General features: G+C 57.9%; 4 protein-coding genes. All 4 read left to right on the forward strand.

What is annotated here, in order from left to right; translation table 11 throughout:
- The first annotated feature begins 39 nt into the window (after window positions 1-39).
- Window positions 40-17,943 carry an Ig-like domain-containing protein gene (locus LK04_RS02780; RefSeq protein ID WP_059109768.1) on the forward strand — a complete coding sequence of 5,968 codons (17,904 nt, stop codon included), beginning with the start codon at window positions 40-42 and terminating at the stop codon, window positions 17,941-17,943.
- Between the two features lie 78 nt (window positions 17,944-18,021).
- Window positions 18,022-19,476 carry a TolC family outer membrane protein gene (locus LK04_RS02785; protein ID WP_039334316.1) on the forward strand — a complete coding sequence of 485 codons (1,455 nt, stop codon included), beginning with the start codon at window positions 18,022-18,024 and terminating at the stop codon, window positions 19,474-19,476.
- On the forward strand, window positions 19,473-21,656 hold the full coding sequence (locus tag LK04_RS02790; RefSeq protein ID WP_059109769.1) for a type I secretion system permease/ATPase: 2,184 nt from the start codon (window positions 19,473-19,475) through the stop codon (window positions 21,654-21,656). Before LK04_RS02785 ends, LK04_RS02790 begins: the two co-directional genes overlap by 4 nt.
- Window positions 21,656-22,879, forward strand: coding sequence for an HlyD family type I secretion periplasmic adaptor subunit (locus LK04_RS02795; RefSeq protein WP_418903648.1), 1,224 nt, complete (start codon window positions 21,656-21,658; stop codon window positions 22,877-22,879). Before LK04_RS02790 ends, LK04_RS02795 begins: the two co-directional genes overlap by 1 nt.
- Window positions 22,880-22,966 lie beyond the last annotated feature (87 nt).

The following is a 22,966-nucleotide window of genomic DNA, read 5'->3' on the forward strand; positions in this document are numbered from 1 at the left end:
TTTTTATGGAATTTAATAACTGTGCGGGATTTCGATAAAATGAATAATATCTCTATCACTCCTAAAGGTGGGACGGTTGACACAGTCGTCAATGGCAGCCAAGTCAATTTAACTGCGCCAAGCGTGGTTAAACTTCACCTTAATCAATCAGATATTAAGTCTTTCACACGCAATGGTAATGATTTAGTCGTCACCACCAAATCTGGTGAAGTTGTTGTAATCCATAACTTTTACACTACAGCTGGCGATAGCGATTTGGTCCTGCAGGACGATAAAGGTGCGCTGTGGTGGGTTGAAGATCCCGGCACTGAAGGTTTCCAGTACGTCAACATTGACACCACTGAAGGGCTGTTAGCAGAGAACACCACCAATGACGGCACTATCGCAGCCTTCGGTATCGGTGGTGCTGCGCTGGCAGGTTTGGGTGCTATGTTTGCTGGTTCTTCCGGCGGTGGAGGCGGAAATGCACCGGTCAATGATGGCAACACCGGCGGTGGCGATAACGGTGGTGGTAACAATGGCGGCGGGAACAATGGTGGTGGTAACAACGGTGGTGGCAATACTGGCGGTGGCGATACCACTCCTCCGGGCGCGGTTACTGACCTGGCTATCAGCGACAACGTAGGGCCGTATCAGGGTGCCATCATCGCTGGCTCCGTCACCGATGACAATACCCCAACCTTAAGTGGCAGCGCAGAAGCAGGTGCCACAGTGCGTATTTACGATGGTTCAACCCTGCTCGGTTCCGCTGTGGTGGGCGCTGATGGCAAGTGGACCTTCACTTCACCGGCACTGGCGGACGGTTCTCACAGCCTGACGGTGACAGTGACCGATGCTGCGGGCAATACCAGCGCAGCAAGCGATCCGATCAACTTTACTGTGGACACCACCGCGCCAGAAGCGGTGAGTGATTTAACTGTCTCAAACAACGCCGGCTCCGTAGTCTTGCCTGTCACTAACGGCGGCTCAACTAACGACACCACGCCATTGCTGAGCGGCAGGGGTGAAGTCGGCAGTATTATTACCATTCGCGACGGCGATACTATCCTCGGAAGCGTCACCGTGGGCAGCAACGGTAGCTGGAGTTTCACCAGCCCTGAGTTGAGTCAGGGTAGCCACACCCTCAGCATCACTTCCACCGATGCTGCAGGCAACACCAGCGCGGCCACCACCATCACCTTTACTGTCGATACTGTCGCCCCTGCTGCGGCAACCGATCTCTCGATGACCGGTGACGCTAATGGTACGGCATCAAATGTTCTCAATGGCGGCACGACAGATGACAGCACGCCGACCCTGAGCGGACGGGGTGAGGCAGGCGCGGTTGTCAGTGTTTACGACAACAACACACTGATCGGCACCGCCGTGGTCGGCAGTGATGGTACCTGGAGCTTTATCACTCCGGCGCTGAGTAATGGTTCACACAGCCTGACGGTTACGCAGACCGATGCCGCAGGAAACGTCGGTCCAGCCAGCTCCGCTTATGAAATCACCGTAGACGCCGGCTTACCTCCGGCCACCACCTCGCTGGAAATCACCGACGACTCTGGCAATACCCTGGTGCAATTAAGCAACGGGGACAGCACACATGACAGCACGCCAACGCTGAGTGGCCTGGCCACTGCGGGCGCATTGATCACCCTGTATAACGGCAGCACAGAGATTGGTAGCGTTGTGGCAGACGCCGATGGGCAGTGGAGCTTCACACCCGCAGCACTGGCGGACGGCACCTATAACTTCCACGCCTCTGTCACCGATGCCGATGGCAATGTGACGCAAACGCCAAACATCGCTATCACTATTGATACTGTTGCTCCAGCCGCTGCGAGCGGCCTGCAACTGAGTGATAACGACAACGGTACGGTGCAGCCGATCGCTTCTGGCGGCGCGACCAACACCACAACGCCGCACTTGAGCGGCACCGCTGAACCGGGCAGCACGGTCACCATTCGTGATGGTGATACCGTACTCGGTACGGCGACGGTGGGCAGTAATGGCACCTGGAGCTTTACTTCACCGACACTGAGTGAAGGCAGCCACAGTCTGACCACCACCGTAACTGACCCGGCGGGCAATACCAGCCCGGCGACAGATCCGATTACCTTCACCGTGGATACCCAGGCACCTGCGGGTGCCAGCGATCTGGTGGTGAGCGATAACGTAGGTGCGGTCACCGGGCCACTGGCCGCGGGGGCTACCACCGACGACAGTACACCAACCCTGAGCGGTAAAGCTGAAGCCAACAGCATTGTCAAAGTCTACGATGGCAGCACCTTGCTCGGCAGCGCGGCCGCTGATAGCAGTGGCAACTGGAGCTTTACTACCCCAACTCTGAGCAACGGTGCGCACACCTTAAGCGTCACCGTTACCGATGCAGCAGGCAATGTCAGCCCAGCTACCACCGGCTTTGGCCTGACCGTGAATGCCGGCGTACCACCGACCACCAGTACCCTGCAGGTAACCGATGACAGTGGCAGCACGCTGAAAGTGCTGCCGGATGGCTCCAGCACCCATGACAAAACACCGATTCTGAATGGTTTGGCTGCGGCTGGCGATGTTATCACGATCTACAACGGCACCACCGTGCTGGGCAGCACCACCGCAGGTGCGGATGGTCAGTGGAGCTTTACGCCTGCATCACTGGCAGACGGGACTTACGCGTTCCATGCCGTTGCGACTGACAGCACTGGTAATCCAACTAATTCCGTTACCATCAACATCACCATCGACACTGTTGCACCAGCAGCAGCAGGCGATCTGCAACTCAGCAACAACAATGGCACCACCGTCACGCCAATCGCGGCTGGTGGCACAACCAGTGACAACACGCCTGTCTTGAGCGGCACGGCTGAACCTGGCAGCACCGTTACCGTGCGCGATGGGGATAATGTGCTGGGCACCGTGACCGTCGGCAGCAACGGTAGCTGGAGCTTTACTTCTCCCGCACTCGGAGAGGGCAACCACAGCCTGACCACCACAGTCACCGATGCCGCAGGCAACACTGGACCGGCATCTTCTCCGATTGCGGTCACTGTTGATACCACACCACCGGCGGCGGTGAGTGGGTTAGTGGTCACCGACAACGTGGGTGATTCGCAGGGCGAACTGACCTCGGGTGCTATTACTGATGACAATACACCAACGCTGAGTGGCACCGGTGAACCTAACGCGCTGCTGAGTATCTATGATGGCACCACGCTGCTGGGTAATACCACAGTTGGAGCGGATGGCACATGGAGCTTCACAACGGCAGCCCTGAGCAACGGTTCGCACAGTTTCACTATCACCGCAACGGATGCGGCAGGCAACGTTGGACCAACCAGCCCACCATTTGTTATTGATATTGAAGCAGATCTGCCAACTGCCAGCGATTCGCTGGAAGTAATCGATGATAATGGCAACACTGTCGAACAATTGGTTGATGGCGCCAGCACCAACGACCCGACACCGGTATTGATTGGTTCGGCCAGCCCAGGAAATATCATCACGCTGTATGATGGCGATCAGGTACTGGGCAGCACCACCGCAGGTGCTAATGGGCAATGGTCATTCAGAACAGGCACGTTGAGTGATGGTCCACATGCCATACATGGCACCATCACCGACGCGGCAGGTAACATCACTGATACCATCACCGTTAATATCATCGTGGATACCGTTGCCCCTGATGCGGTGAGCGGCTTGCAGGTGAGTAATGATGCAGGCAGCACATCCGTGCCAATTACCGCTGGCAGCATCACCAATGATGCTTCGCCAGTCCTGACCGGAAGCGCTGAAGCGGGCAGTGTGGTGACCATTCGTGATGGTAACACCGTACTGGGCACGGTCACCGTGGGCAGTACCGGCAACTGGACCTTTACCACTCCAGCCTTGGGCGATGGCAGTCATAGCCTGACCGCCACAGCAACTGATGCTGCTGGTAACAGCAGCCCAGCCACCACGCCAGTGACCTTTACCGTGGATACCACCGCACCGGCTGCCGCCAGTGGCCTGGTGCTCACCGATAATGCGGGTACCAGCACCGGCGCGCTGACCTCTGGTGCCACCACCGATGACAGCACCCCAACCCTGAGTGGTACCGCGGAAGCGGGTAGCATCGTTAAGGTTTACGATGGCAGTGCGCTACTCGGTTCGGCGGCGGTGGGTAGCGATGGCAGTTGGAGCTTCACCCCGGCATCGCCACTGACCAATGGCCAGCACAATCTCACCACCACGGTGACTGATGCGGCTGGCAACGTCAGCCCGGCATCCCCAGCCTTTACCGTTAACATTGATGCGGGCGTGCCGACCACCAATGAACTTATCGTGGTGGCGGACGACAGCGGCAGCACCATTGTGCAGTTGGAGGATAACTCCAGCACGCATGACAGCACGCCAGTGCTGAGTGGTCTGGCGGGCGCGGGTGATCTGATCACTATCTATAACGGCACGACCGTGCTTGGCACCGTTACCGCGGGCAGCGACGGGCAGTGGAACTTTACGCCTACCGCGCTGGCGGATGGCACCTATGCCTTCCACGCCACGGCGACTAATGCAACTACGGGTGTGATCAGTGATACCCCAACCATTAACGTCACTATCGATACCGTAGCGCCAGCAGCACCAACCGGCGTGGGTCTGACCAATGGTGATGGCGATCCCATCCCATCAGGCAGCAGCACCAACACCACGACGCCAACCCTGGAGGGTAACGGTGAGCCGGGCGGCACCGTCACGATTACGGATGGCACCACCGTAATTGGCACCACGACAGTGAATGACGATGGCACCTGGAGCTACACCACACCACCGTTGAGCGATGGCAACCACAGCCTCACCACCACTGTCACTGACCCTGCGGGTAATACCGGCCCGGCTTCTACTCCGGTCACCGTAACCGTGGATACTCAGCCTCCAGCAGCGGCAGGTAATCTTCAGCTCAGCAACGATGGCGGCACACCTATCGCGTCTGGCGGCAGTACCAATGACAGCACGCCAACTCTGAACGGCACCGCCGAACCGGGCAGCACGGTAACCGTATCTGATGGCGGCACCGTAATTGGCAGCACCACCACTGGCAGCGATGGCACCTGGAGCTATACCCCAAACACGCCGCTGGACGATGGCAGCCACAGCCTGACGACCACGGTAACTGACCCTGCCGGTAACACCGGACCAGCCAGTTCACCTGTGACCGTGACAGTGGATACCACACCGCCAGCCGTCGCAACCGGCGTACAGCTGAGCAATGATTCCAGCGGTACTGCGGTACCTATCACCAATGGCACCACCAATGACACCACGCCAGTGCTGACAGGACGTGCAGAGCCAGGCAGTACAGTCACTGTCTCTGACAATGGCAACGTGATTGGCACAACCACAGTGGGTAACGATGGTAACTGGAGCTTTACCCCATCCTCACCGCTCGGCGATGGCAGCCACAGTCTGACCACCACCGTGACGGATACTGCGGGTAATACCGGTGGCGCTTCAGCACCTGTCACCGTGACTGTTGATACCAGTATTCCAACCGTTCCGGGTAATGTGGCCTTGAGTAATGATGAAGGCACGACTTCAGTGCCGATTAGTTCGGGTACAGCAACCAATGACGCCACCCCAGTTCTGAGCGGAACGGCGCCAGAGGGCAGCACGATCACGGTCTCTGACGGCGGCACCGTATTGGGCACTGTCGTGGTTGGCGATAGCGGTAACTGGAGCTTTACGCCAACCGATCCATTAGGTGAAGGCAGCCACAGTATTACGGCAACGACGACCAGCCCAGCCGGTAACACCAGCGGCCCGTCCACGCCGATTATGATTACAGTTGATACCACACCGCCAGCTGCGGCCACAGGCCTGCAACTGAGCAACGACAGCAGTGGCACGGCTGTGCCGATTGCGGCAAATGGCACCACCAATGACACCACGCCAGTATTAACCGGCAGCGCAGAGCCTGGCAGTACCGTGACGGTTTCTGACAATGGCACGGTGTTGGGCACGGCTATTGTTGGCAGCAATGGTAGCTGGAGTTTCACCCCAACCACACCGCTGGAGGCGGGTTCGCATAGTCTGACCACCACGGTGACAGACCCTGCGGGTAACACCGGTACGGCATCAACGCCTGTTGCCTTTAATGTGGATACTACCCAGCCGGATCCGGCAAGTGGGCTGGTATTGAACAATGACAACAGCGGTACGCCAGTGCCGATCACCAATGGTGCGACCAATGACACCACGCCGGTATTAACCGGTACCGCGGATGCGGGCAGCACGGTCACTGTGTTGGATGGCACCACCGTGCTGGGCACCGTAGTGGTAGGGGACAATGGAAGCTGGAGCTTTACAACGCCAGCGCTGAGCCAGGGCGAGCACAGCCTGACCACCACCGTCACCAGCCCAGTGGGTAACGTCAGCGACCCTTCTGCACCGATCGTTGTCACCGTGGATACGCAGGCTCCGGCATCGGCGGGCGGTCTGCAGTTCACCACGGATGATGGCACACCGATTGCTACCGGCGGTTCAACCAGCGATACCACACCAACCTTGAGCGGTACGGCCGAAGCGGGCAGTACGGTCACGGTTTCTGAAGGCAATACGGTATTGGGCTCAGTGGTGGTTGGCAGCGATGGCACCTGGAGCTTCACACCAACCACACCACTGGATGAGGGCAGCCATAGCCTGACCACGGTGGTCACTGACCCTGCTGGTAACAGCAGTGCGCCAACCTCTGAAGTGATTGTCATTGTCGATAGCACCTCCCCAGGTGAGGTCGGCGATCTGCAACTCAGTAATGACTCTACGGGTGTGGCGGTGCCTATTACCGCAGGCAGTGCCACCAACGACTCGACCCCTGTCCTCAGCGGTACCGCTGAGGCGGGCAGTATTGTCACCGTGAAAGATAACGGCATTGAAATCGGTACGGCGATTGTCGGCAGCGATGGTAACTGGAGCTTTACCCCGGCTACCGCGTTGGATGATGGTCCACACAGCCTGACCACAATTGTGACTGACTCAACCGGTAACGCCGGTCCTGAATCTGATGCCTTTGCATTCAGCGTGGATACTGTTGCGCCAGATGCCGCGAATGCCGTGGTGTTGAACAATGACAACGGCGGAACTGCTGTTCCGATCACGTCCGGTAGTGCCACCAATGACACGACGCCAGTGCTGAGTGGTACTGCCGAAGCGGGCAGCATCGTCACCGTGCGTGATGGTGATACGATTCTGGGCAGTGTGCAGGTCACTGATGGCGGTACATGGAGCTTCCCTTCTCCAGCGCTGAGCCAAGGTTCCCATAGCCTGACGGCGACAGTGACGGATGCGGCTGGCAACAGCAGCCAACCTTCCACAGCCATCACCTTTACCGTAGACACGCAGGCGCCTGCTACTGCGGGTGCGGTGCAGTTGAGTAACGACAGCAGCGGCACATCCGTACCGATCACGGCTGGCAGCGTCACCAACGACAACACGCCAGTGCTGAGCGGAACGGCAGAAGTAGGCAGCACAGTTACCATCCTTGATGGCAGCAATGTGCTGGGCACGGTTGTCGTGGGTACTGGCGGTACCTGGAGCTTCACGCCAACACTGGCATTGGGCGAGGGTGCTCATAGCATCACCACCACCGTCACCGATGCAGCAGGCAACGTCAGTGCACCGTCAGCGGCGATTGGCTTCACCGTGGACAGCACACCACCGGCCACACCAGTGGTGACCAGCCTCAGCAACAACAACGGCGGTACCGCTGTGGTCTTCACTGCGGGCAGCACCACCAATGACTCAACGCCTGTTATCCGCGGGACCGGTGAGGTCGGTGCCACTGTCACCATTCGTGATGGCAGCACTATTCTGGGTACGGCGATTGTCGGCACTAACGGCATCTGGCGTTTCGAGCCCACCACGGCGCTGGGCCAGGGCAGTCACACTCTGACGGTCACGGCGACGGACACTGCAGGTAACACCAGTGCAGCTTCTGCGGGCATTACTTTCAGCGTGGATACCATTGCGCCAGACGCCATCACTAATCTGGTGGCGAAAGATGACAGTGGCAATACGCTGACTGGCGTGACCAATGACAGCACACCAGCGCTGAGCGGCACGGCGGAAGCGGGCAGCATCATCAAAATCTATGATGGCTCAACGCTGATTGGTTCTACCCAGGCTGGCACCAACGGTGACTGGAACTTCACCACGCAACCGCTCACCGATGGCAGCCATAGCCTGAGTGCGACCGCCACCGATACCGCAGGGAACGTCAGTGCTGCCGGTAACGTGGTGACGGTGACGGTGGATACTTCCGTTCCGGTAACTCCTGAGTTTGTGGTGAACAACAATGATGTGACGCCTGTCGAGCCGGTAGCCAACAACGGCTACACCAACGACAACACACCGGCGTTGAGCGGTACTGCCACGGCCAATAGCCTGGTGATCATTTACGATGGCGATACCGCGATTGGCAGTGTCACCACGAATGCGCAAGGCGTGTGGAGTTTCACTACCGATACACTGGATGATGGCGCCCATGCATTGACGATTACGGTAACGGATTCGGCGGGCAACGTCAGCCCGGCTTCTTCAGTGACCACAATCAATGTTGATACGGTGACCCCGGATGTAGCTACCAATGTGTTGGTTAACAACAACGAAGGCAGCACACTGGTACCGATTGCGGCTGACGGTGCCACCAACGACACCACGCCAGAACTGACCGGTAGTGCTGAAGCGGGCACCATCGTCAGAATTTATGACGGCACGGATGAAATCGGATCGGTCCTGGTGGGCAGCACTGGCAACTGGACCTACACCACCGATACCCTCACTCAGGGCGAGCACAACCTGAGTGTGACGGTGACGGATGCGGCGGGGAATACCAGTGCTAATTCGCCAACCCTGACCTTCACCGTAGACAGCGAGGCCCCGGATGCAGCGACAGGTCTGACGCTGGCGAATAACAACAGCGGCACAGAAGTGCCTATCGCTAACAACGGCACCACCAATGACAGCACCCCATTACTGCGCGGTACCGCGGAAGCGAACAGCACCATTATCATTTCTGATGGCAACACGGTGCTGGGTACGGCAACGGCGGATGGTACAGGCAGCTGGAGTTTCTCACCAACGTTAACTGACGGCACGCATAATCTGACGGCAGTCGTGCGTGACGAGGCGGGTAACACCAGCCCGGTCAGCGGTACGGTAACAGTGACAATTGATACGGTGGCACCGCCATCAGTCACCAACCTGGTGCTGACTAATAACATTGATGGCGCGGTTAACATCCCGAACGGTGGCCTGACCAACGACAATACTCCAGTGCTGAGCGGCAATGGTGAGGTGGGCAGTATTATCACCATCTCCGACGCCAGCGGTGTTCTGGGATCTACCACCGTTATTGCCGGTGGTACATGGAGCTTTACCCCGACGACAGGCTTGGCAGATGGTTCCCATACCTTCAGCGTAACGGCGTCGGATACCGCAGGCAACGTCAGCGGCACCAGCACCATCAGTGCGGTGATTGATGCCACACCGCCAGCAGCCCCGAGTGCGATCACAGCCAGCAACGACAACGGTACAACACCGGTGGCGATTGCCAGCAATGCGACCACCAACGACAGCACACCATTCCTGAGCGGCAGTGGTGAAGCGGGTAGCATCATCAGAATCTACGATGGTGCAACCGAGTTGGGCAGCACGGCGGTAGGGAGCAACGGTCAGTGGAGCTTCAGCGTGCCAGCGCTGGATGACGGTAGCTACACGCTGAGAGTGACGGCGACGGATGCAGCAGGCAACACCAGCCAGGCTGCGGATACCGTTAACTTCACTGTGGATGCCACTCCACCAGCGATACCAACGCTGGTGGTGACCAACGACATTACCTCTGTGGTCGTCAACAACAATGGATTAACCAACGACAACACGCCTTCACTCAGTGGAAACGCGGAAGCGAACAGTGTGGTGACCATTTATGATGGCACCACGGTGATTGGCTCTACCACATCCACTGGCGCAGGCACCTGGACCTTTACTTCACCAACACTGACTGACGGCTCGCACACGCTGACGGTGACCGTCGCCGATGAGGCCGGCAACGTTAGCACCTCCGCTGCGACCACGGTGCGCATCGATGCTACACCGCCGCAGCCGGTAAGCGATTTGCTGCTGCAAAACAACAACGATACCGCTAACCCAACCACCATCGCTAATGGTGGGACCACCAACGACAGCACGCCTGTTGTCAGCGGTCAGGCGGAAGTGGGTTCAACCGTAACGGTCTATGAGGGCACCACCGTGCTGGGTACGGCGGTGGTAGATGCAGAGGGTAACTGGAGTGTCACCACCTCTACGCTGTCGAATGCCACGCACACGCTGACCATCAACGTCACGGATCCGGCCGGTAACATCAGTTCCAACACCACAGCCACAGTGACGGTGGATACCACTACGCCGGCGGAAGTCACGACGTTTGCAATTTATAACAACGCCAACACCACGCCAGTGCTGGTGGCAAACGATGGCTACTCCAATGACAACACCCCAGTGCTGCGTGGCACCGGTGTGGCAGGCACCACCATTAATATCATTATTGATGGCGTGCAGGTCGCGACGACCACAGTGGCGAGTAACGGCGTATGGCGTTATGAAACAGGTATTGAGGCTGATGGTCCGCACAGCTATACCGTGTCGGTCACTAATGCCGCTGGGACCACCGGGCCGGAGTCCACACCTATTCAGATCACGATAGATACCAGCATACCGACAACGGTGCAGGCAGGTACCTTAGTGGTCAGTGATGATGTGGGTACACCTGCGACCTTGGCCTCCGGCGATACCACCGATGACAACACTCCAACCTTCAGTGGTACTGTCGAAGGTAACGCCACGGTATCTGTTTACGACGGCACCACGCTGTTGGGCACTGCTACGGCGTCAGGAACGGGAGCCTGGACCTTCACGCCAGCCACTGGCTTGTCGAACGGTGACCACAGCTTCACCTTCACGGTGACGGATCAGGCGGGCAATATCAGTGCCGCCAGTACGCCGGCCTTCACCCTGAATATTGAAGCGGGCTTGCCAACCGCCAGCGGTACACTGGTTATCACCGATGACAGCGGCAGTATGCCAGTCAACTTAACCGATGGCGCGAGTACGAAAGACACCACGCCAGTGTTAACGGGGGCGGCAACGGCTGGTGATGTGATTACCATCCACGATGGTTCGGGTACGGGTACGGTATTGGGTAGCGTGACCGTGGGAGCGGATGGACAATGGAGTTTCACGCCTACTCTGGCCGATGGCTCTCATGCTATCTACGTGACCAATCTTGCGGGTACAGAATCCGATACTATTAATATCACCGTCGATACCGTGGCGCCTGTTGCGGTCAGTGACCTGGCGGCTGCCAATAATAACGGCAGCACACCGGTAGCGATTGCCAATAACGGGATCACTAACGACAGCACGCCGTTGCTGACAGGTACCACAGAGGCTAATGGTATTGTCACCATCTATGATGGCAACACTGTCGTCGGCTCAACCACCGCCAGCGGCACCGGCGCGTGGAGCTTTATCTCGCCAACTCTCAGCCAGGGCGCGCATACATTGAGCGTCACGGTAACGGATGCAGCAGGTAACGTTGGGCCGCGTTCATCGACAGTGAGCTTCACCATAGACAGCATTGCGCCGAACGCCACGACGCTGGTGGTCACCAATGATACCAACAGCACCACCGTGCCAAACAATGGCTCGACCAACGACACTACGCCAACCCTGAGCGGCACGGCGGAAGCCAATGGACGCGTCTCTGTATACGATGGCACCACGCTGCTGGGTACGGCGATTGCCAGTGCTACGGGGGCATGGACCTTCACCTCAACGGCGCTGACACAAGGCACGCATACGCTGAATGTCACCGTAACGGATGCGGCAGGTAACGTCAGCGGAACCACCTCGTCCAACGTCGTTATTGATACCACGCCGCCAGCTGCAGTGGCCGGTTTGGCTGCCGCCAACAACAACGGCAGCACGCCAGTCGCCATTGCTGCAGGTAGCAGCACCAACGACAACACACCTGCTCTCAGCGGTACTGCGGAAGCGGGCAGCGTTGTCAGGATCTATGACGGCGGTGTCTTGCTCGGTTCTGTCACCGCCAGTAGCACCGGCGCGTGGAGCTACACGTCAACCCAACTTGCGGATGGCAGCCACACCATCAACGTGACGGCGACGGATGCGGCGGGCAACATCAGCCCGAATGCCTCTATCACCTTTACCGTGGTGACCGGCGCACCGAACCCGGTAGCGGGTCTGGTGGTCAACGACAACGCGGGTACCGTACAGGGCAACTTGACCAGTGGTCAGTCAACCGATGACACCACGCCAACCCTGAGCGGCACGGCTACGGCAGGCAATATTGTCGTCATCAGCGAAGGCACCACTGTGCTTGGCTCGGTGGTGGCGGGCAGCAATGGGGCATGGACCTTCACTACAGCAGCATTGAGCGAAGGTTCACATCCGCTGAGTGTGACCGTGCGTGATGCAGCAGGCAACACCAGCACCGCGACCAACTTCACAGTGGTAGTGGACACCGTGGCACCGGCGACTTCATCGCTGGTGGTCACCAACGATGTCACCAGTACCGCAGTGCCAAACGGTGGTTCGACCAATGACACCACCCCAACCCTGAGCGGGGTGGCGGAAGCTAACGGTCGTGTCTCCATCTACGATGGCAGCACGCTGTTGGGCACCACTACGGCCAGCGCTACCGGAGCATGGAGCTTCACCTCCACCACGTTGGCGCAAGGTTCCCATACCCTGAACGTCACGGTGACGGATGCCGCAGGTAACGTCAGTGGTACCACCAGCTCTGTCGTAGTGATCGATACCACGCCTCCGGCGGCGGTCGCGAGCCTGGCTGCGGCGAACAACAACGGCAGTACGCCGATTGCGATTGCCGCAGGCAGCAGCACCAACGACAACACGCCAGCCATCAGCGGTACCGCTGAAGCGGGCAGCGTAGTCAAGGTCTACGATGGCGGTACCTTGCTCGGTTCTGTTATTGCGGGCAGCAACGGTGCCTGGAGTCTGACCTCGACGACTTTGGCCGATGGTAGCCACACCATCAACGTCACAGCGACAGATGCAGCGGGCAACGTCAGCCCGAATGCCTCTATCACCTTCACGGTGGATACCGGTGTCCCTGTCGCAGTCACTAACCTGGTGGTCACCAACGATGTTACCAACACTGCGGTGCCAAACGGTGGTTCGACCAACGACAACACGCCAACGCTGAGCGGTACGGCTGAGGCGAATGCGATTGTGACGGTTTACGACGGCACAACCGTACTGGGTTCCACCACCGCCAGCGGCACCGGCGCATGGAGCTTCGTCAGCCCGGCATTGAGCAACGGTACCCATCCGTTGAGTGTGACAGTGAAAGATGCGGCGGGTAACGTCAGCCCGGCATCGACCACGGTTTCCGTGATTGTCGATACCGTTGCGCCGAACGCCTCGACGCTGGTGATCACCAACGACGTCACCAATACCACGGTGCCGAATGGTGGATCGACCAACGACAGCACGCCAACCCTGAGCGGTACAGCGGAAGTCGGCAGCATCGTCAGAATCTACGATGGCAGTACGCTGCTCACTTCGATCACAGTCGGCAGTACAGGGAACTGGAGCTACACCACGGGCGTACTGAGTCAGGGTTCACACCCGATCAGCGTCACTTCAACCGATGCAGCGGGTAACGTCAGTGCGACCACCAGCGCAACGGTGACAGTAGATACCGTGGTGCCAACGCTGACCCTGGCCGCTGCTAATAACAACGGCAGTTCGTCGGTGGCGATTGCCGCAGGTACCAGTACCAATGACAACACGCCTGCGCTGAGCGGTACGACTGAAGCAAACAGCGTCGTCAGAATCTTCGACGGCGGTGTGCAGATCGGTTCTGTCACGGCCAGCAGCACGGGTGCGTGGAGCTGGACCTCCACCACTCTGGCGGAAGGCGCACACACTATCACGGCGACGGCGACAGATGCGGCGGGTAACGTCAGTAATACGCCATCGATTACCTTCACTGTGGATACTGTTGTCCCTAACGCTGTGACCAACCTGGTGGTCACCAACGATATCACCAGTACCGCGGTGCCAAACGGCGGTTCGACCAACGACAACACGCCAACACTCTCTGGTACAGCTGAGGCGAACGCGATTGTCACGGTGTATGACGGCACCACGGTACTGGGATCCACCACCGCCAGCGGCACCGGCGCATGGAGCTTCGTCAGTCCGGTACTGACCAATGGTAGCCACCCTCTGAGCGTGACGGTGAAAGATGCGGCAGGCAACGTCAGCCCGGCATCAACAACCGTGACGGTCACGGTGGATACCGTCGCGCCGAACGTCTCAACGCTGGTGATTACCAACGATGTGACTAATACCACAGTGGCAAGCGGCGGTTCGACCAACGACACCACGCCAACGCTGAGCGGTACGGCGGAAGCGGGTAGCCGCGTGACCATCTATGACGGCACCACCGTCTTGGGCACTGCGATTGCCAGCGGCACTGGAGCATGGACCTTCACCACCTCAGTATTGACGCAGGGCTCACACCCGATCAGCGTGTCGGTCACGGATGCGGCCGGTAACGTCAGTGGCAGAACCAACGCCACGGTAGTTATCGACACCACACCTCCGGCAGCCGTCACCAGTCTGGTGGCAGCAAACAACAACGGCAGCACGGCGGTGACGATACCGAACAACGGTGTCACTAACGACAGCACGCCGCTGTTAACCGGTAATGGCGAAGTCGGGGCCAAAGTCAGCATCTATGATGGCAGCAACCTGCTGGGTACCACCACCGTCGGCAGCAACGGCAGCTGGAGCTTCATCTCCACCACGCTGAGCAACGGCACCCATACCATTAACGTCACGCAGACCGATGTGGCGGGTAACGTCAGCCCAACGGCATCGACGGTGATGACTATCGATACTGTGGCACCTGCGGCGGTGACTAACCTGGTGATCAACGATGACGTTGGCGCGAGTCAGGGGCCTCTGGCCAATGGCGCTGTGACCGATGATGCGACGCCAACCCTGAGCGGCACGGCGGAAGCGAACGCCATTGTCACCATCTACGATGGCACCACCGTATTGGGGTCAGTCACGGCGAGCAATACAGGGGCCTGGACCTTCACCACCGCCACACTGAGCAACGGTACGCATCCGTTGAGCGTCACCGTCACTGATGCAGCGGGTAACACCAGTGCGGCGTCGGCAACGGTCTCCATTACCGTGGATACTGTGGCACCAGCCGTCTCAACCCTGGTGATCACCAACGACATCACCAATACCACTGTTCCAAGTGGCGGTTACACCAATGACACCACACCAACCTTAAGCGGTGTGGCGGAAGCGGGCAGCCGCGTGTCGATCTACGACGGTAGCACGTTGCTGGGTACTGTCACGGCAGGCAGCAACGGCGCATGGACCTTCACCACGGCGGTACTGACGCAGGGTAGTCACCCGATCAATGTCACCGTGACGGATCCGGCGGGCAACGTCAGCGGCACCACCTCTGCAACGGTGATTGTCGATAGCGTCGCTCCTGCGGCGGTGACCAGTCTGGTGGCGGCTAACAACAACGGCAGTACGGCGGTGACCATCCCGAACAATGGGGTGACCAACGACAATACGCCGCTGTTGAGTGGTAGCGGTGAGGTCGGGGCGATTGTCAAAGTCTACGACGGTAGTGTGCTGCTTGGCAGTACCACTGTCGGTAGCAACGGCACCTGGAGCTTGATTTCTGGCACCTTGAGCAACGGTACCCACACCATCAACGTGACGCAAACCGATGCAGCGGGCAACGTCAGCCCAACAGCCTCAACTATCATGACCATCGATACGGTGGCACCAACAGCGAGCAGTCTGACCATTACCGACGACACGGGTAGCACGCCGGTATCGCTGGCAAATGGAGCCTACACCAAAGACACCACGCCAACATTGAGTGGTACAGCGGAAGTGGGGGCGGTTGTCACCATCTATGATGGAGCCACCATTCTCGGTTCCGTCACGGTGGGTAGTAGCGGTGCATGGACATACACCACGGCAGTGCTGGCGAATGGCGCGCATCCATTGAGCACCACCGTCACCGATGCAGCAGGTAACGTCAGTACCGGTAACACCACGGCAACGGTCAACATCGATACCGTGGCACCGGTTGCGGTCACCAACCTGGCGATTAACGCAGCGGGCACGACCGTCACCGGTAGTGGTGAAGTCGGGGATACGGTCACCGTGCGTGATGCCAGTGGTAACTCGCTGGGTACGGCAACCGTGGGATCGGCGGGCACATGGTCGGTGACCTTGAGCACGGCGCAAACCACCGGCGCTTCCCTCTCGGTTATCCAGACTGACCGCGCGGGTAACGTCTCACCTTCTGCTGCACTGACGGGGGCGATTCGTATTGTTGCCACCAACGATACCAACGAGGTGGATTACACCACCGCGACCGGTACGGTGACGAATGCGAACGTGAGTGATACCAGTACCGCGTTACTGAGTGTCAACCTTGGCACCCTGTTGGGCGTCGGCGTCTTGACCAGCAACAACGCCTACACCTTCAGCGTGGGAACGGGGGATACACGAACCGTAACGTTACATGGCTCGGTGACCAGCCTGTTGTCCGTCACTGCAAACTACACCTTGTATCTGTATAAGCAGAATGCGGATGGCACCTGGTCAATCCAGTCTTCTAACGCCAACTACATCCAGTCGTTCCTGTCACTGGGCACGCAGACTGGCGGTAACGTGACCTACAGTAACCTGACCACCGGTAACTATGCTGTGGTACTGGGTTCCAGTAACGGTATCTCGGCGCTGCCTTCTACCACGATCTACACCACGTCGGATATCACGACGCTGGCAGTGACTGTGGCAGCGACCGTCACCGGTAACTTGCTGACCAACGATACCAGTTCAGTCTCCGGTACGGTTCCGACCGGTACGGCGGTCACAACGGTGTCTGGTAGTGCAGTGGCCGCGTCCGGTAACACGGTGATCAATACCACCTACGGCACGCTGACCATCGATTCGCACGGTAACTACACCTATACGCTGAAAGCAGGTCTGGACATCGATACCTTGCCAACAGCGGATACCTTCACCTATTCGGTGAGGGATGCCAGTGGTGCGGTGACCTCTGCGTCATTGACGGTCACGCTGCATAACGGTGTGGCAACGTCGTTGACGGTGAACAGCTTGCTGGCGGAAACCACCTCGACAAGCGCGACGCACGATGCCAGCGGCAGCATCTACAGTGACTCGACGACGCATACCGGAACCTTGAGCATCACTAATGAACACGGTGATGTCACAACGGTTCACAGTGTGGGTACTACGTCGATTGCGGGGGACTATGGTGTGCTGAGTATTGCAGCCAACGGTAGCTACACCTATACGCTGAATGCAGGGGTTGATGGGCAGAGCCTGCTGCATAAAGAGGTATTCAGTTATACCCTGGCAGCAACGGATGGCACCATTACCACCCAGTCGTTCACTATCGACCTGCACCCGACCATCACTGGTACGGCGGGGGCTGACACCATTACCGGCGGTGCCTATAACGACACCATTACTACCGGTGCGGGTGCAGACACTCTCGTCTATCACTTACTGGCGAGCGCAGACTCTACTGGCGGTAACGGTCACGATACCTGGACCGACTTTAATGTTGCGCAAGGCGACAAAATTGACATCAGTAACTTGCTAATTGGTTGGAATGATTCCACAAGTAATATTAATGATTTCGTGAAAGTGGATCATACTTCAGATGGCAATACGGTGCTTTCGATTGACCGTGACGGTACCGGTACGGGTTACAGCAGTACCCAGTTGATTACGCTGGAAGGCGTCAACGTTTCACTGGAGGAACTGTTGCAACAACCGCACCAAACCCACACGGCTTAACGGCAGCTATGTGATGCAAGGATGCAGTAAGGGCACAGGGATGTGCCCCTTTCTTTGTTACTGACTGGTGGATTATCGATGGATTTGATGCAATCAGGCGCTACAACTCGCCGTTTAACCAAGCTCAGCGTCTTCTGTGCTGGCATCACGTTGTTTCATTGTGCTCAACTCATGGCTGCCAGTGACGCGATCACCTCGGCAGGCATCATTACTTCGAAGGGTCTTGCGCAACAACAGCAGGATCTGCCCTCTTTAACCGGTGAAGTGGCCGAACCCGCATTGGCTCATGTACCGGACTTCTTAACCATCAATCAGGCTGTTCAGCGTGCTATCCAGTGGCATCCCGATATCGCAGAAGCGGTCGGCAAAATGCTGGAACAGGCAAATCAGGTCGATGTGGCCAAAGCCAAATACTATCCGCAGATTAGCGGGGGGATGAACAACGGCTACACCAACGCCTATACCGAAAAGGGCTTCAGCCCATCATTTGTATTGTCGGTGTCGCAGATGCTGTACGACTTCGGCAAAGTCAGCAGTTCGGTGCGTTCCGCTGAAGCGGGTGTGGCGATGGAACAAGCCAACGTGCTGGTGAGTATTGATAGCGTGGCACATGACACTGCCTCTGCGCTGGTGGAAGTGCAGGGGTATCAGCAGTTGGTCAAGATTGCTCAACAGCAATTGGATGCCCTGACTAAGATTGGCGATCTGGCGCGTCAGCGTAACGATGAAGGCGCTGCCTCGCTCTCTGATGCCACGCAAACCGATGCGCGTATCGAAGGGGCCCGCACCACGCTGATCCAGTATCAAGCCAACCTTGATCGCTGGCGTGCCACGCTGGCGACCTATCTCGGCTGGCCGCTGGTCAAAAAAGTGAATGATGATTTCCCGGTCAACCTGACGCGCGCCTGCGCGGTGGGCAAAGCCGATGACAAACTTAACCCTACCGTGTTGTCCGCGTGGGCGCAGGCCAACCAGGCGCAAGCCAAGCTGGATAACGCCAACGCGCAAAACTTGCCCACCATCTCACTGGAACCGCAGGTCACGCACTATCTTAATGACCACTATTCCGGCAGTGAAACCCTGGATCGCACCCAGTATCAGGCGTTCGTGAAAGTGGAAATGCCGATTTATCAGGGCGGGGGGATCACCGCTGCGCGTGATGCCGCTGCCAACGCCTTGCAGGCGGCAAATGCAGCCGTTAACTCGGCCCGCTTAAAAGCGCGCCAGCAGCTGAGTGAATCACAAAGTGCCGCGCTGAGTCTGTCGCAGAGCCTGGCAATCATGGGGCGGCAACAGACGTTGGGTGAGAAAACTCAGCAACTGTATCAGGACCAGTATCTGCAACTCGGCACGCGTCCGCTGCTGGACGTGCTCAACGCCGAGCAGGAAGTGTTTCAGACGCGCTTCACTCTGCAGCAAACCATCAGCCAGTTACGATCGTTGCAACTCGACTGCTTATACAGCACCGGGCATATCCGCTCGGCCTTCGCGTTGAATAATCAGCGGATCCAGAATGTGGAGATCCAGCCATGACACAGCTACAAATTCCCGACGCACCCAACGGTGACAGCAGTAATGCAACCGGAGGGGACGTACCGTTAAATGGATGGGCAACGGCGATCATCCTGATTGCCACCCATTACCGCTTGCCTTGTTCACCGGGCATGATCATGGCCGCGGCTGAGTGGCAGGGTAAACAGACGCGTGACAAAGCGTTGCGGCATCTGGCGCGTCAGGCGGGCTTATCGTTGCAACTCTATGAAGAGAACAAATGGGAGATCACCAGTTGGCGTTTGCCGCTGGCGATAGAGCTGACTGATGGTCAGGTTGGAGTCATCACCAGTTTTGATGGTGAAGACGAAGTGCGTGTCCATTTCGCGGGTGACGAACAACCGGCTCCGGTGGCGCTGGAGACGCTGTTACCGGAGATCCGCTTTGCGGCGGCGCTGCGTCCGGTCACCGCAGCAAAAGACAGCCGCGTCGATCGCTACTTAGCCACGGTAAAACCTGACTGGCTGCGGCGGTTGGTGCTGCACGACATGCGCCCTTATGCGCACGTCATGCTCGGCTCGTTTTTGATTAACCTGATGGCGCTGGTCGGCATTATTTTCTCGATGCAGGTATATGACCGTGTTATTCCCGCGCAATCTTACCCCACGCTGTATGTGCTCTATATCGGCGTAATTATCTCGGTGGTGTTTACCTATGTGCTGCGCGTCGGGCGCGATCACGTTACCGACCTGCTGGGTAAACGTGCCGATATGCGCGTCTCTGACCGCGTGTTTGGCCATGCGTTGCGCTTGCGTAACAGTGCGGTACCTCGCTCCACTGGGACGTTCATCTCGCAGTTGCGCGAGCTGGAATCAATCCGTGAGATGGTGACCTCCACCACCGTTTCCGCGATTGTCGATATGCCGTTCTTCCTGCTGTTTATGTTGGTGATGGCAATTATCGCGCCACAGCTGGCATGGATTGCGCCCATATCGGTGATCCTGATGATCTTGCCCGGCATTTTCAGCCAGAAGAAACTGGCGAAACTGGCACAGCAAAACCTCAAAGAATCGACGCTGCGTAATGCGGTGCTGGTGGAGAGCGTGCAGGGGCTGGAGGATATCAAGCTGATGCAGGCTGAAGACCGTTTCCTGCAACAGTGGAACAGCTACATACGCATTACCGCGCAGTCCGGCGTTGAGATGCGCAAAGTGATGCACTCTCTGATCAGCTGGGGTGTCACGGTGCAGGGGCTGGTGTACGCCAGCGTCATCGTTGTCGGCGCGCCGATGGTGATTAACGGGGATATTACCACCGGTGCCATCGTTGCGGCTTCCTTACTCTCTTCTCGTATGATCGCGCCGATGGCCACGCTGTGCGGCGTGCTGGCACGTTGGCAGCAGGTGAAAGCCGCCAAAGGCAGCCTGGATGCGCTGATGAACTTGCCGGTGGAAAACAGCAAAGATGAAACGCGCATCCACTGCCCGGTGCTGTTTGGTCACTACCAGTTCAGCGATGCGATGTTCCGTTATTACACCGACTCCCTCACGGTCGCGCTGCGTATTAAAAGCCTGACGATTAAACCGGGTGAACGTATTGCGGTATTGGGGCGCAACGGTTCCGGTAAATCGACCCTGCTGCAAGCCATGATTGGCGGTATGGATTTAGTGGCGGGCGAACTGCGCCTGGATAACCTGAGTCTGCCGCACATTGATGTGGCGGATGTGCGGCGTAACGTGGGCCTGATGACGCAAAACGCACGTCTGTTCCACGGCACGCTGCGTGAAAACCTCACCATGGGCGCGGCTCACGCTACCGACGATGCCATTTTCGGTGCACTGACGGTGAGCGGCGGGGCTGATTTTATCCGCCGTCTGCCGCTGGGGCTGGACCATCCGGTGATGGAAGGTGGCGTGGGATTATCAGGCGGTCAGCGTCAGTCGCTGCTGCTGGCGCGCATGCTGCTGCGCGACCCCAATATCATCCTGTTGGATGAACCCACTGCAGCGCTGGACGATCATACCGAGAAAGAGTTTATTGAACGGCTCGGCGCGTGGCTCAATGGCCGAACCCTGATTGTTGCAACACACCGTGCGGCGATTCTCGCGCTGGTGGATCGTGTGCTGGTGCTGAAAGATGGGCAACTGGTGATGGACAGCCCGAAAGAGAATGCGCTGCCGCCACCGCGTGCGGGCGGTAATCCACCGGAGGTGCGCCCATGATGAAGCAACTTCCCGGTAAACTGCGGCTGGTGACGGCGGCGGAAGTCGACTCTTCTGACGATTTGTTGGGAGAGCTGAAATCAGAAACCCATTACACCGGCGCGGTGCGACTGATCACGATTAGCGCCGCCTTGATTCTGGTGTCACTGGTGTGGGCGTGGTTTGGCGTGCTGGATGAAGTCTCAACCGGCACCGGCAAAGTGATCCCCAGCTCGCGTGACCAGGTGCTGCAATCGCTGGAAGGCGGCATCCTGACCGAACTGTATGTGCACGAAGGGGACCGGGTGAAAGCCGGACAGGTGGTGGCCCGGCTTGATGCTACGCGTTCTGAATCTAACGTGGGTGAAAGTGCGGCGCGCTATCGTGCGGCACTGGCGGCCGCTGCGCGTCTGAATGCAGAGGTTAACGATCAGAAACTCGTCTTCCCCGCAGAGCTGAACAAGTTCCCGGATCTGATCGCCTCAGAAACTCGGCTGTATAAAACCCGCCGCGCACAGCTCACCGATGCCACGGCGCAGTTTAATCAGTCGCTGGCCTTGGCCAATAAAGAACTGGCCATCACCCAGCGACTGGCGAAAACCGGTGCAGCCAGTAGCGTCGAGGTGCTGCGCTTGCAACGTGATAAGTCGGATCTGGAGCTGAAGCTGACCGATATGCGCTCGCAGTACTATGTGCAGGCGCGTGAGGAGTTGGCGAAAGCCAGTGCCGAAGCCGACAGCCTGGCGCAGACCATCAAAGGACGTGAAGACACGGTAACTCGCTCGACTATCCGTTCGCCGATGGACGGTATCGTGAAAAACATCAAAGTCTCCACCGTGGGTGGGGTGATCCCGCCAAACGGTGAGTTGATGAATATCGTGCCGTTGAATGACCGCCTGCTAATCGAAGCGCGTCTGTCACCGCGTGATATCGCCTTTATCCATCCTGGCCAGCGTGCGGTGGTGAAGATCTCCGCGTATGACTATGCCATCTACGGCGGCTTGAACGGCGTGGTGGAGAGCATTTCGCCGGATACCATTCAGGATGAAGTGAAACCGGAAATCTACTACTACCGTGTATATATCCGCACTGATAACGACTACGTGCAGAACAAAGCCGGTAAACGGTTCGCGATCAGTCCGGGGATGGTTTCTACGGTGGATATCAAAACCGGTGAGAAGACCATTATGGATTACCTGATCAAACCGTTTAACAAAGCCAAAGAGGCGATGCGCGAGCGGTAATTGCTGTTCGTTAACCGTCATTGAGCCGCTGTTTGTGATGCAAACAGCGGCTTTTTTTATGCTTAAAGTTTATGAGATATAAGTTGT

Origin of the sequence: Pantoea vagans, assembly GCF_001506165.1 — a bacterium.
Lineage (GTDB): Bacteria > Pseudomonadota > Gammaproteobacteria > Enterobacterales > Enterobacteriaceae > Pantoea > Pantoea vagans_C.